9 protein-coding genes and 1 tRNA gene are annotated in these 13,177 nt (G+C 40.0%); 8 read left to right on the forward strand and 2 right to left on the reverse strand.

Translation table 11 applies throughout. The annotated features are described in order from the left end of the window. Positions 1-30 precede the first annotated feature (30 nt). From kdpB to LPB86_RS15035, 6 genes are all read left to right on the forward strand, one after another. Positions 31-2,061, forward strand: coding sequence for a potassium-transporting ATPase subunit KdpB (gene kdpB / locus LPB86_RS15010; protein ID WP_230645367.1), 2,031 nt, complete (start codon positions 31-33; stop codon positions 2,059-2,061). Between the two features lie 17 nt (positions 2,062-2,078). Beyond that, a complete protein-coding gene (locus tag LPB86_RS15015) occupies positions 2,079-2,642 on the forward strand; it encodes a K(+)-transporting ATPase subunit C (protein WP_230645369.1) in 564 nt (187 codons plus the stop codon). A 95-nt stretch (positions 2,643-2,737) separates the two neighbouring features. After that, positions 2,738-3,808: a porin gene (locus tag LPB86_RS15020; protein WP_230645371.1), complete on the forward strand. Its 1,071-nt coding sequence runs from the start codon at positions 2,738-2,740 to the stop codon at positions 3,806-3,808. A 9-nt stretch (positions 3,809-3,817) separates the two neighbouring features. Next, positions 3,818-4,948, forward strand: coding sequence for a sensor protein KdpD (locus LPB86_RS15025; protein WP_230645374.1), 1,131 nt, complete (start codon positions 3,818-3,820; stop codon positions 4,946-4,948). Between the two features lie 5 nt (positions 4,949-4,953). After that, the gene (locus tag LPB86_RS15030; RefSeq protein WP_230645376.1) at positions 4,954-6,705 is read left to right on the forward strand and encodes an ATP-binding protein; all 1,752 of its coding nucleotides are present in this window, start codon (positions 4,954-4,956) and stop codon (positions 6,703-6,705) included. A gap of 52 nt (positions 6,706-6,757) precedes the next feature. After that, positions 6,758-6,831 (forward strand) — tRNA-Ile (locus tag LPB86_RS15035). Between the two features lie 131 nt (positions 6,832-6,962). Here LPB86_RS15035 and LPB86_RS15040 read toward each other — a convergent pair. Beyond that, the gene (locus LPB86_RS15040; RefSeq protein ID WP_230645378.1) at positions 6,963-7,445 is read right to left on the reverse strand and encodes a hypothetical protein; all 483 of its coding nucleotides are present in this window, start codon (positions 7,443-7,445) and stop codon (positions 6,963-6,965) included. 288 nt (positions 7,446-7,733) lie between these two features. Continuing rightward, positions 7,734-8,783, reverse strand: coding sequence for an ATP-grasp domain-containing protein (locus tag LPB86_RS15045; protein WP_230645380.1), 1,050 nt, complete (start codon positions 8,781-8,783; stop codon positions 7,734-7,736). Positions 8,784-9,525: 742 nt separating this feature from the next. Here LPB86_RS15045 and LPB86_RS15050 point away from each other — a divergent pair. Then, complete coding sequence (locus tag LPB86_RS15050) at positions 9,526-11,100, forward strand: DUF4832 domain-containing protein (RefSeq protein ID WP_230645382.1); 1,575 nt, start codon at positions 9,526-9,528, stop codon at positions 11,098-11,100. After that, a complete protein-coding gene (locus LPB86_RS15055; RefSeq protein WP_230645384.1) occupies positions 11,045-13,174 on the forward strand; it encodes an alpha-galactosidase in 2,130 nt (709 codons plus the stop codon). Before LPB86_RS15050 ends, LPB86_RS15055 begins: the two co-directional genes overlap by 56 nt. Positions 13,175-13,177: the final 3 nt, after the last annotated feature.

Genomic DNA, 13,177 nt, shown 5'->3' on the forward strand with positions numbered 1-13,177 from the left:
TCATCATCATTAAATTAAAATATAAAAGAGATGAAAACCTCGTCAAATAAATTATTTGAACCTGCGTTGGTGCAAACTGCACTGAAACAGTCCTTCATTAAACTTGATCCCCGGGTAATGATTAAAAACCCGGTCATGTTTACCGTAGAGATCGGAACCGTGATTATGGCGTATGTTACAATATACTCCATGAGCAATAGCGGACAAGGTGCCCCTGCATATAACTTCATTATTTTTCTCATCCTGTTGCTGACCGTATTGTTTGCTAATTTTGCCGAGGCCATTGCCGAAGCAAGGGGTAAGGCACAGGCAGACTCATTGAGAAAAACAAGGGAGGAAACACCTGCCAAAGTTCTCCTTGCCGATGGTAAAACCGAAATACGCTCCTCTTCTTTACTTAAAAAAGGTGATGTATTTATCTGTGAGGCAGGTGATACGATTCCGACAGATGGTGAGATCATAGAGGGTATTGCTACAATCGATGAGTCTGCAATTACAGGGGAATCTGCACCGGTGATCCGGGAATCTGGTGGTGACAAGTCATCCGTAACTGGAGGTACCAAGGTATTGTCAGACCAAATTAAAGTGCAGGTAAATACACAGCCGGGCGAAAGCTTCCTGGATAAAATGATTGCACTTGTTGAGGGTGCTTCAAGGCAAAAAACGCCTAACGAGATTGCATTGACCATATTGCTGGCAAGTTTCACACTCGTGTTTATCATTGTATGTGTGACTTTAAAACCTTTTGCAGATTATGCGAATACTCCAATTACCATTGCTGCGCTAATTTCGTTATTTGTCTGCCTCATCCCCACAACAATTGGGGGACTTTTATCTGCTATTGGTATTGCGGGCATGGATAGGGCACTTAGGGCAAACGTGATTACCAAATCTGGTAAAGCTGTAGAAACCGCCGGTGACATTGACGTATTGTTATTGGATAAAACAGGGACAATTACAATTGGTAATCGTAAGGCCACTAGTTTTTATCCGGCGCCGGGAGTTGATATGAACCACTTTATTGAAGCTTGTATCATGAGCTCACTGGCAGATGAAACGCCAGAAGGTAAGTCTATTCTTGAGCTGGCCGCTGTACAAGGACACAGCATACAAGCAGCTCCGGAGGGTTCCAACTTCATTAAATTTACCGCAGAGACACGATCAAGCGGATTGGATACTGCCGATGGTAAGAGAACCCGTAAAGGCGCTTTTGATTCCATCCGAAATATGGTTTTGAAAGCTGGAAATCCCTTTCCGGTGGAGACAGAAGATCAGGTTAAGGCCATATCAAATAATGGAGGTACGCCCTTGGTGGTTGCACTCAACGAGAAAACTATGGGTGTAATAGAGCTGCAGGATATCATTAAACCGGGCATTAGCGAGCGTTTTGAGCGCTTACGTAAAATGGGTGTAAAAACGGTAATGGTTACTGGTGATAACCCATTGACCGCCAAATTTATTGCAGAGAAAGCAGGTGTAGATGATTTTATCGCTGAAGCAAAACCTGAGGATAAAATGAATTACATTAAGGAAGAACAGGCTTTAGGTAAGTTGGTTGCGATGATGGGTGATGGAACAAATGATGCGCCTGCGCTTGCACAAGCAGATGTTGGCGTGGCCATGAACAGTGGTACCCAGGCAGCTAAAGAGGCTGGTAACATGGTGGATTTGGATAATGACCCCACAAAGCTGATTGAGATAGTTGAAATCGGTAAGCAATTACTGATCACTCGTGGAACACTGACTACGTTTTCTATTGCAAATGATGTGGCAAAATACTTTGCTATTGTTCCGGCTTTGTTCATTGCTTCAATACCCGCTTTACAAAGCTTAAACATCATGGGCCTACATTCTCCGGAAAGTGCAATCCTCTCTGCGGTCATCTTCAATGCCATCATTATTCCTATTCTAATTCCATTGGCGCTTAAAGGGGTGGAATATAAAGCCATTGGCGCTAGTGCATTATTGCGCAGGAATCTACTGATTTACGGCCTTGGAGGTGTAATTGCACCGTTTATTGGAATTAAAATAATCGATTTACTAGTTGGCTTATTCGTTTAAACTTTAAAATTAAAATCATGAAACCATTCATATTACAATCCTTACGCTTAACTGCAGTTTTAATGGTACTGCTCTGCGTTGTTTATCCCTTAATTGTAGCATTTGCCGGAAGTTTTTCTGAAGGAAAAGGGGGAGGCGAAAAAATCAAGAAAAGCGGTAAAGTGGTAGGCTATGCTTTGCTTGGCCAGTCTTTTACAAAACCAGAATATTTTTGGGGCAGGCCTTCGGCAGTTGGGTATAATGCGGCTGGCTCTGCTGGTTCAAACAAGGGACCTTCAAATCCGGATTACCTGCAACAGGTATCTGACAGGATTGACACGCTGCTGAAATACAACCCAACAATTGATAAAACAGATATACCGGCAGATATGATTACCGCTTCAGGAAGTGGTTTAGACCCTAATATTTCTGAACAGGGCGCAAAGATCCAGGTTAAAAGGATTGCTGCTTACCGTAAACTGGACGAAAGAAAAGTAGCTGAATTGGTGGCTAAAAACACTCAAGGACCTCTATTTGGGTTGTTTGGCCCGTCATCGATAAACGTATTAAAATTAAATATCGCACTCGACGAATTAAAATAATTTATATAACAATGAAACCATCATGATTTTTCTAACCGCACAGTGGGATGAATAAATCTGATAGCTTCATCACAATTAAAAACAAATTTATACAGATGAAAAAACTCTTAATATTAGCCGCTGCATTACTTACAAGTTCAATTACTTTTGGACAGGAAGAACCAAAAATTAAAGTAACAGGATACCTGGAAACTTATTTTGGATATGATTTTAACAAACCGTCAGACAACAATAGACCTGGGTTTATATACTCCCATAACCGGCATAATGAGGTCAACTTAAATCTTGGTTTTATTAAAGGTAGCTATGAAAATGGAATGGTTCGTGCAAACCTTGCTGTAATGGCCGGAACTTATGCAAATGCCAATCTTGCTGCGGAACCTGGTGTGTTGAAGAATATCTTTGAAGCCAATGCGGGACTAAAGCTTTCCAAATCTGCAAACCTTTGGCTGGATGCTGGTGTTTTTTCTTCTCATATTGGTTTTGAAAGTGCCATCTCCAAAGATTGCTGGGTGCTTACAAGGAACATTTCTTCAGAAAACACGCCTTATTATGAATCGGGTGCAAAAATGACCTACATTACCAATGATGGAAAATTGACTGCTACGGCACTTTATTTGAATGGATGGCAAAGAATGACCCGCCAGACCGGAAATAGTCAGCCGGCAGGAGGAGTACAGCTTAGCTGGAAACCAACTGGTAAAATCACGGTGAATTATAGCAATTACCTGGGTACTGAAGGTGCTGATTCTGTACGTGTGAGACGTTTTTACCACAATGTGTACGGAATATTTCAATTAAGCGACCAGTTTGGTGTTACGCTTGGATTTGATTATGGAACACAGCAAAAAGTAAAGGGAAGTAGTGATAAAAATGAAGTGTTATCTCCTGTGGCTATTGCGCAATATAAAATTAACAGTAAATGGGCAATGGCGGGTAGAGTGGAGTATTACGAAGATAAAAATGGCGTCTTTATTGCAACAGGTACAGCTAATGGCTTTAAAACAACTGGATATTCTTTAAATATTGATTATGCACCAATAAGCAATGCAGTGGTGAGGCTGGAAGGCAAATTGTATAACAGTAAAGATGCTGTGTTTGGACGAGAAGATCAATTTGTTAAGCACAATGCTTTGCTAACAGCTAGTTTTGCTGTCTCATTTTAGTTTAATGTTATGGAAGTAGATGGTAAAGCTGATTCTGTAAAGAAGTTTCTTGACTTGGTGAAAAAATCAAGAAGGGGTAAGTTTAAGGTGTACATTGGTATGAGTGCTGGCGTAGGAAAAACGTACCGCATGCTGCAGGAAGCTCATGCACTTTTAAAAAATGGTATCGACATTCAGATTGGCTACATTGAAACCCATAACCGTGAGGAGACCCATGCACTTTTACATGGTATTCCGGTGATTAAAAGAAGAAAAATCTTTTATAAGGGTAAGGAACTGGAAGAAATGGATGTGCAAGGAATTATCAATCTGCATCCTGAGGTCGTAATTGTTGATGAACTGGCCCATACTAATGTAGAAGGGAGTAAGAATGGCAAGAGATGGCAGGATGTAGCTGATATTCTGGATGCTGGAATTAGTGTGATCTCCGCGGTAAACATCCAGCACCTGGAAAGTATGAATGAGGAGATTGAAACCATTACAGGTATTCCAATTACTGAGCGGATTCCGGACAAAATCCTTGAGTCCGCTGATGAGATTGTCAACATAGATTTAACTGCTGATGAACTGATTGATCGGCTTAAGGCGGGGAAGATCTATGACCGTAGTAAAATTGAGCTGGCACTTCATAACTTTTTTCAGCCTGAAAGAATTCTGCAACTTCGTGAACTGGCGCTAAAAGAGGTAGCACATCACCTGGAGCGGAAAATCAATATTGAAGTGCCTAAGCAAATTAAGTTGAGACCAGAACGTTTTTTGGCTTGTATTTCCTCTAACGCTGAAGTAGCAAAAGTAGTGATCCGCAAAACTGCCCGATTGGCTTCTTACTATCGCTCCCCATGGGTGGTATTGTATGTGCAAAGCGCCAGGGAAAGTGGAGATAAGATTAAGCTGGATAAACAGCGGCATTTGATTAATAATTTTAAACTGGCTACAGAACTTGGGGCAGAGGTATTGAAGGTGAAAAGCGATGAGATTACACAAACCATTATCCGCGTTGCAGAAGAAAAGGAAATTACAACAATATGCATTGGCAAGCCGCATTTAAATTTGTTACAGGTCATCCTGCGAACTGCTATATTTAACCAATTATTACGAAGCATTGCCGCCAGGGACACTGATCTGGTTATTTTAAGCTAAATAAAATGAAAATAAAAACAAAACTTCGCCTTGGATTTGGATTCCTTTTTGCCGTGGTACTGTTTTTTGGTGCCATCTCTCTATTTTATCTGAACGAAATTTCGGGTAGTGCCAGGGTGATTTTAAAAGACAATTATAAATCTTTAAAATATACTGCCGAAATGCGGACACTGCTGGATCAAAATGATCTTCCGCTAGCAGACACTGTGAAAAGCGCATTTGAAAAACAGATGAGGCTGGAAGCCTTAAATGTGACAGAAGATGGTGAACAGGCTAGTGTAACGAGACTGAAAAATGCCTATCAGGTTGTAGTTTCAAAGCCTGCCAGCCAAATCATTGAGCAAAATGCCGTACGTGAAATTAGATCTGTTTTAAGCAACATTGAACAGATTAACCTGAATGCAATTGCAAGAAAGAATGCAAAAGCACAAGCAGCTGTGGAGAAGGCGACATTGTACCTTATTTTTGCAGCCTCTATTAGTTTCCTTATCTTATTTAGCTTTATTGTTAATTTTCCTGGTTTTGTAGCCAATCCGCTCCATGAGTTTATAATGGCCATAAAAGAGGTGAGCCGTAAGAATTATAAGCAAAGGCTCGAATTTCATAACAATGATGAATTTTCTGAATTGGCTGAAGCATTCAATGCGATGACAGCATTGCTTGCTGAATGGGAGAATAGCAATTTGGCAGAGCTTAAGTCAGAAAAACTTAGAATTGAAGCCATCATTGAGCAGATGGATGATGCCATTATTGGAATTAACCATAAGCAGGAAGTGTTGTTTTTAAATAAAGTTGCGGCGGGATTGCTTAATTTGAACAAAAATGATGTACTTGGAAAAAATTCTAAAGAATTGGGCCTTAAGAATGACCTGCTGAAAAGGATTTTGGAAACTACTGACCACAGCAATCCCCTAAAAATTTACGCAGATCACAAGGATTCTTATTTTCAGCTGGACAGCAAGGAAATTGTGATCCCTAATTTTGACCGTCAGGAACAAAGTGTATTGATTGCAGCAACAAAGTCGGCAGGAACAGTATATGTGCTTAAAAACATTACTGAATTTAAAGAGTTGGATGAAGCCAAGACTAATTTTATAGCTACAGTATCACATGAATTAAAAACACCATTGGCATCCATCAAGATGAGCCTCAAACTTTTAAGTGACAATAGGGTAGGTGAGGTAAATCAGGAACAGCGGCAATTGCTGGAGCATATAAAGGAAGATAGTGACCGGCTGTTGGGTATTACCGGTGAATTGTTAAACCTGGCGCAAGTAGAGACAGGTAATTTACAGCTCAATTTTGTAAGGACCAATCCGTTGAAGATAGCGGTTTATGCTATGGATGCGGTTAGGTTTCAGGCAGAACAGAAATCTATCCTATTGGAACTGATTTGCCGTAATGATTTACCCGATGTAAACGCAGACATTGAAAAAACCGCTTGGGTGATGATTAACTTTCTGTCTAATGCATTGCGTTATAGCCCTGCTAAATCAAAAGTGATTGTTCAGATTGTGGAACTGGATGGAAACATTGAGTTTTCTGTCAGGGATTTTGGCAAGGGAATAGATGAACAGTATCGTGAACGCTTGTTTGACAGGTATTTTCAGGTGCCAACAGATGGGTATAACAAATCTGGATCGGGACTGGGATTAGCGATTTCTAAAGACTTTATTACGGCAGAAAATGGAAAAATATGGGTTGAAAGTGAAATTGGTGTGGGTAGCAGGTTTTGCTTTTTACTTCCTGCATTTTGAAATCTGCATAAAAAAGCCTAGGTTTGCAACCTGCAAATGAAAAAATGCATCGGGGCCATTAGCTCAGTTGGTTAGAGTAGAAGACTCATAATCTTTTGGTCGATGGTTCGAGCCCATCATGGCCCACAACCCCTCCTTACAGTCCGTAAAGAGGGGTTTTTTCTTTCCAAATATTTATAAGCCTTTATCTCGTAGCTTAAAGTATGTTTTGATTCGAGCCCAATAGGGGGGCATGTTTGTTGGGAATAATGTAAAGCCTATTTCGGTCTAGAAAAAGAAAAATTATAAGTTAGTCGAAGCCCTAGAACAGTTGTGTTTTCGTAAGGGTCTACTTTAATTATTTCTCCATGAAGGTCTATGTCTATAAAATTCCGTCTGGAACCTACCAGTTGATATCCTATAGCTACAGAAGGTCCAACTCCGGCATAAACATCACCTCCAATATAGGCTATCCCACCGAAAAGCAGGTGAAATCTAGGTATTGGATAATACTTTCCTGAAATACCTAAATATCCATTATAAGGCGTTTCTAGGCCAATCGATGGTACTAAAGAAATTCTGTTTGCAAGTTTTATTTCGCCTTGCAATCTAGCACCAATTCCACTTTCGCGATTGTATGAGCCCGTTTTCGAAACATTTATTGCTGGACCGAGGCCTAAAGCATTTTTAGCCTGCCCGTAGGCAGTATTTATGGAAAAATGAATATAACAAATGAAAAATGGAACGAGTAGTTTATACATTGATTAATTATTAGTTTTTATGCCTTAACAATATCATTTAGCATGTGATAAAGGCAGCAATGACCGGCTATTTAAAAATGTTTGGCAAATGTAGTCACACCTGTTCAAATGCTAGGTAGTTCTATCAAATTAAAGTACCAACGCTATAATCCAGAGTAACCGGTAAATTAAAAAATAGCTTATCGCAATTGATGCTATGATAGCAATGAACTTTAAGGGTTTTTCGCCTCATTAGTGACTTTTATTGTAGGTTGCGCTTATTTTTTAAAGATATCTTTGCTTTCAATTTTATGACCATTTCTGCGCCAGCATATTGGTTAATAGTGAGCCAAAGTCCCATCCTATTGCTCTTGCTGCTAATGCAGTTAAACTATCTTGATCCATTCTATGGGGGCGACTGGCGCCAGTCATGTTAGGTTTCATATTCAGGTCAAATAAAAAGTATTTGCCCTGATCATCGGCTCTGCAGTCGATCCTGATCGGCGCTTTGCCGTCTATAATTGAACCCGCTTGTGCACATTCATCACTGACTAATAGAATCGCTACTGAATTTTCCTCGCATTCCTCCAAAACTGCACTGTTGTTGACGATAGCGACTACTCCATTATAAGGCGCAATGCCATTTTCATGATTAAACCGTTTTACGGTAGGAAGGCTCCAGTGCTTGTCTTTGATTACCATCCGTTCATCAATGAGGTATGATCCTGGAGGCATAACAGTTAAAGTTACTTCCTGACCTTTTAGGTATGGCTCAATGTATACCGCAGTTCCATAAAGATCTGCATCAAACATTTCCTGTAAAATTTTATCCAAAGCCGGCTGATTATTGGCCATTGATACGCCCTGACTTCCACGACCCCTGATTGGTTTGACTACTACCGGAAATGAAAATTCCAATCTGTAGTTGTATTTATTATCAGCATCGACCATTAAGGAATCCGGCACGGGCAGATTGTTTTTTCTAAGCAGGTTATTAGCAAATAGCTTATCGTCATATTTATCTGTGTCACCTGGCCGCTGTCCTACTATTTCCACCTTTCCGATGTAACTCTGGATAGGATGCCCTTCATAAAGTACGGTGTTCAGCCAGAATGTGTTCGCCCCTTTTGCCATAGCGGATTCAATTCCTTCAACATCGTCAGGGAACACCCAGTCGTAATCATTATTAACTAAGGGATGTTCTACTGGTGTAATTATGCAGATATTTTTGCTTTTCAAAGAAAATGCAATATCTGCACCGCTATCAGAATACCCTCCCGGTTTCATAGGTTTCAAGATTCCATACTTGACAGGGGGCGGACTTTTTTGATATAATACTGCAACCTTCGATTCACTCATTTTGTCTTGTATTTATTGCTGCCTTAAATGTAGGATAACCTCAAGATAATTGATCAGTTCTACGTTCAGATTCTATACAAATAGAATAAATTAGAAATTAACAAAGTAGTTTTAATCGAATTTTAATTCAATGTTGACATAAGCTTTACCTGAGAAAAACGGGAGTTGTCGAATAGTAGGAATAATATGAAAGATAAAATGTCATTGGTAATGGGGTAATTGCTAAGGGAGTGTCGATCAGCAGCCTGGCTCTATTGAAAATATTCGGATGGAAACTGATAATGGTACAGTAGAGGCAGAATTTTTCGGAGTTGATTAAGACAAACCAGCAAGATTCCATCTATTAAAAAGTTATAGCAACAAACGACATCAGATTCAACGCCTATTCTTGGCCGTATCAAAAGCAGAATGAAGGCAAAGAAAAGGCATAGAACATCCACAGAAAGCGCATACGTTGTGTGGATTTTCTGTGCGTTTGCTGTGGGATTGCTCTGGGTTTTCTGTACGATTGCCTGGGTCCTCATATATACGTTACTACTATGAATCCACCAGAAGTCCATCAGGAGGTTTGTATTTAACTTAAAAGAAATATATTTGTGGCAGGTCATTGTTGGGCCTTGGTAAGGTTTGCTTTTGGCGCTTTCTGTACAAAAACAAACCATTTCTGAACAAATCCATACCATGGTTAAAGTGGTGTTTGGCTACTTTTGTGCCATAAGTCGTTAACTAACCAAATGAACGTATGAAGAGAACTCACCACAGATTTGTAGTCAAAACTGTCTTGGTTGTATCGCTTTGCTGCCCAATATTTATAAGTGCTTCAAAATATAATGTTGTCCATAATAAAGGAAATGATCAGGTAAATTACACCTCCTTAAAACCAAAATACAACAGCAAAACCGTACTGCGTAATCCTTTAAATGGTTGGGTGATGTATGCTTCACGTAGCGCTGATGAATCTTATTGGGATACGGAGTATTTTGTACCACAATTAAACAAGAAAGTAAAGGCCCTGGATTATGCTTCTGCATGTTATATCCGTACGAGTTGGTCTTCATTGAATCCCAAAGATGGTATGTATGCATGGAATGATCCAGGTTCCCGGATTGCAAAGCTAATTAAGGGAGCGGAGAAGAGGGGATTACCCATAGCTTTCCGTATTGTGGTAGATGGACGGGACCAGGGTCAGAATACACCACAGTTTGTTTTTAAAGCTGGTGCTAAATATTATTTGGAAAATACGGAACATCCGGATAGGCAGACACCTTACCCTCAGGATCTGGTATTTAAAAAGTATTACACAAAATTTATAGAGGCGCTGGCTAAAGAATTTAATGATCCAGTACGTACCGCTTTTATTGATGCCTATGGTTTAGGTAAATGGGGCGAAGCACACCATGTGGTTTACCAGGATCCGAAAATTGCCACTTCTGAAGATACAGAAAAACTAAAAGAAGAAGTATTTGATTGGGTAACGGATTTATATTCACGAACCTTTACTAAGGTGCCTTTAGTGATTAATTATCACCGTTTGGTAGGCCATTCTGAAAGTTGGGCTGCAGCTAATCCAAATAGCGATAGGCTCTTGGTTAAAGCAATTGAAAAAGGCTATAGCCTTAGACATGATGCTTTCGGGATGACAGGTTACTATCAGGGTTGGGAAAAAGACTTCGCCAGGAAATGGAACTTTAAGCGCCCCATAATTATGGAAGGGGGCTGGATTACATCCCGTACACATCGGTATTGGACAGACCCAAGTGGTAAGTACAAGGAGGGGCATGCCGAAGACGTCCGACAGGGAGAGTATGAGGCTTCAGCAGAGGCTCATGTAAATATGATGGATTTTCGTTCTGGAGATACTGATTCCTGGTTTGAAAAGGCTTTTTCATTGGTGCAGGGCTTTGTTTCTGAAGGTGGTTATCGTTTATATCCTGATCAAATTAACCTTCCCGACCATATCAAATCCAATGCCTCAGCAAAGATTACACATCGCTGGAAAAATATGGGTTGGGGATATTTTCCCAACAACATTCCGCAATGGAACTATAAATATAAAGTGGCTTTTGCATTACTGGATGCAGAAAATAAGGTTAAAAGAATTTTTGTAGATAAGGAAAGTGAGCCATCAAATTGGCTGAAAGATAAACCCTTGACTTATGATTTGAAAACTACTGTTGATTTACCCGTAGGTAAATATTCCTGGGCAGTAGCCATTGTTGACACCACAAAAGAAAACCGGCCAGCTATTAAATTAGCCCTTGATGCTGAAGTTACGGCGGGTGGATGGAATAGGCTTAATGACCTGCAGGTTCAATAGAAATTTTTTGCAAAGGGAGATGAAAAGGATATTTTTAATGCTGTTTGTTTTAAGTGTTTTTTGCTCAGCTTATGGGCAAGGCCGCTATTACAGTCGTTTGGAAAAAGACACTTTGGTTATAGGGAACAAATGGATAGAGCGAAAATTTTACTGGAATAATGGGAATGTAATAACTTACAGCCTAACGGATAAAAATGCCAAACAACAATGGTTTAATAGATCCAAAAATCCAGATTTTCAGTTCACAAAAGACACTGCCACATCAAAAGGATCATATGCTGTAAAAGAAATCAAAGGAACATCTATTCAGCCGGAATACCTGGCTATAGAGGTGATTTCAATGTGCGGCACCTTAGCAATTAAAAAAGTATATCGGATTTATGAAGACAGTCCGGTGATAGCCTGTGACATTTACTTAAAAGGAAGTACAAATCTACCGGTAGTTGCTAAACAGGCCAATGCGGCCGACAGAAAAAATATTGAGTTTGCGGAAGATATGAAGTCGCAGCAGATGACGGCAATATTAGATCAGATCAAATTAGATGGTTTTCATTGGCAAACCAAAATTGTTGAGTTTTTTGATGTAACGGATTGGAACAATAACCTGTTACAGGAAAGAAATATTATTCCATACCGCAAAACCTCTTACAGAGGGAATTTACTGGTGGCTCATAATAGCGAAATTAATAGAGGTTTTTTCTTTTTGAAGGAAGCGCCAACATCTAGTGTACAGTTGGCTTATCAGGGTGATGATTTTACAACCGATTTTAGCCATTTTGCGGTTACCGGATTGGGCTTAACTGCAAAGGACATCAAAACAGACGTCTGGGCCAAAGCTTACAGCAGCGTAATTGGTGTATATAGTGGTACTGAACTTCAGCAATTAATGGCGTTGCGTAGCTATCAGAAGAATATCAGGAAGTTGTTGCCAGAACGTGATGAAATGGTAATGATGAATACCTGGGGGGATCGAAGTCAGGATGCGAAGGTAAATGAGAAATTTACTTTGTTGGAAGTAGAAAAGGCTGCTCAACTAGGACTGTCACATTTTCAAATAGATGACGGTTGGCAAATAGGTAAAAGTCCGAATTCTGCTGTGGCAAAAGGTTCTTTCAAAAATATCTGGGATAATCCATCATACTGGAAACCAGATCCGGCTAAATATCCTAGGGGTTTGCATCCGGTAGTAAAAAGGGCCAAAGAACTGGGAATAGAAATCTGCCTTTGGTTTAATCCAAGCGTACAGAACGATTATGCGGATTGGGAAAAAGATGTACAAGCATTGGTGGATCTGCACAAAGCGTACGGTATCCGAACTTATAAGATTGATGGTTTGGCTATTCCAACCAAACAATCAGAAATTAATCTCCGCAGGTTGTTTGATGGCGTGTTGCTAAAGACCAATAATAAGGTGGTGTTTAACCTGGACGCAACCGCTGGCAGAAGAGCAGGATATTATACTTTTAACGAGTATGGGAATATTTTTCTAGAGAATCGTTATACGGACTGGCAGAATTATTATCCGTATTGGACTTTGCGAAATTTATGGCAGTTGTCCAGGTATGTTCCTGCGGAGAAGTTGCAGATCGAGTTTCTAAATAAATGGCGAAACACAGATAAATATGGCAGTGACTTATTTGCGCCAAACAACTACTCTTTTGACTATCTTTTTGCGACTACTATGGCCGGGCAGCCGCTGGCATGGATGGAAGGTACAGGATTGCCCATTGAAGCATTTAAAATTAAGGATTTGATTGAAGCTTATCGGAAGATTCAGCACGATTTCCATCTGGGAACAATTTTGCCTATTGGAGATGAGCCTTCTGGTAGATCCTGGACGGGTTTTCAATCTTTAAAGGATAACAAAGGTTACTTCATTTTTTACAGAGAGCATACAGCGGAATCTGTTGGATCAATAAAAACATGGTTGCCTGCGGGAACTAAACTGATATGTACGCCAGTATTAGGAAACGGAAAATTAATGAATACCGAAGTAAGTAGAGCAGGTACGATACAAGTAACACTACCACGCATCAATGACTTTGTAATGTACCGTTACGAAATCATGAAATGAGAA

It is taken from the genome of Pedobacter sp. MC2016-14, assembly GCF_020991475.1.
In the GTDB taxonomy this organism is placed as follows: domain Bacteria; phylum Bacteroidota; class Bacteroidia; order Sphingobacteriales; family Sphingobacteriaceae; genus Pedobacter.

Excerpts from the sequence above, each read along its gene's own strand:
- LPB86_RS15030 (WP_230645376.1), top strand. The coding sequence starts at position 4,954 with ATGAAAATAAAAACAAAACTTCGCCTTGGATTTGGATTCCTTTTTGCC.
- kdpB (WP_230645367.1), top strand. The coding sequence starts at position 31 with ATGAAAACCTCGTCAAATAAATTATTTGAACCTGCGTTGGTGCAAACT.
- LPB86_RS15020 (WP_230645371.1), top strand. The coding sequence starts at position 2,738 with ATGAAAAAACTCTTAATATTAGCCGCTGCATTACTTACAAGTTCAATT.
- LPB86_RS15045 (WP_230645380.1), bottom strand. The coding sequence starts at position 8,783 with ATGAGTGAATCGAAGGTTGCAGTATTATATCAAAAAAGTCCGCCCCCT.
- LPB86_RS15040 (WP_230645378.1), bottom strand. The coding sequence starts at position 7,445 with ATGTATAAACTACTCGTTCCATTTTTCATTTGTTATATTCATTTTTCC.
- LPB86_RS15055 (WP_230645384.1), top strand. The coding sequence starts at position 11,045 with ATGCTGAAGTTACGGCGGGTGGATGGAATAGGCTTAATGACCTGCAGG.
- LPB86_RS15025 (WP_230645374.1), top strand. The coding sequence starts at position 3,818 with ATGGAAGTAGATGGTAAAGCTGATTCTGTAAAGAAGTTTCTTGACTTG.
- LPB86_RS15015 (WP_230645369.1), top strand. The coding sequence starts at position 2,079 with ATGAAACCATTCATATTACAATCCTTACGCTTAACTGCAGTTTTAATG.
- LPB86_RS15050 (WP_230645382.1), top strand. The coding sequence starts at position 9,526 with ATGAAGAGAACTCACCACAGATTTGTAGTCAAAACTGTCTTGGTTGTA.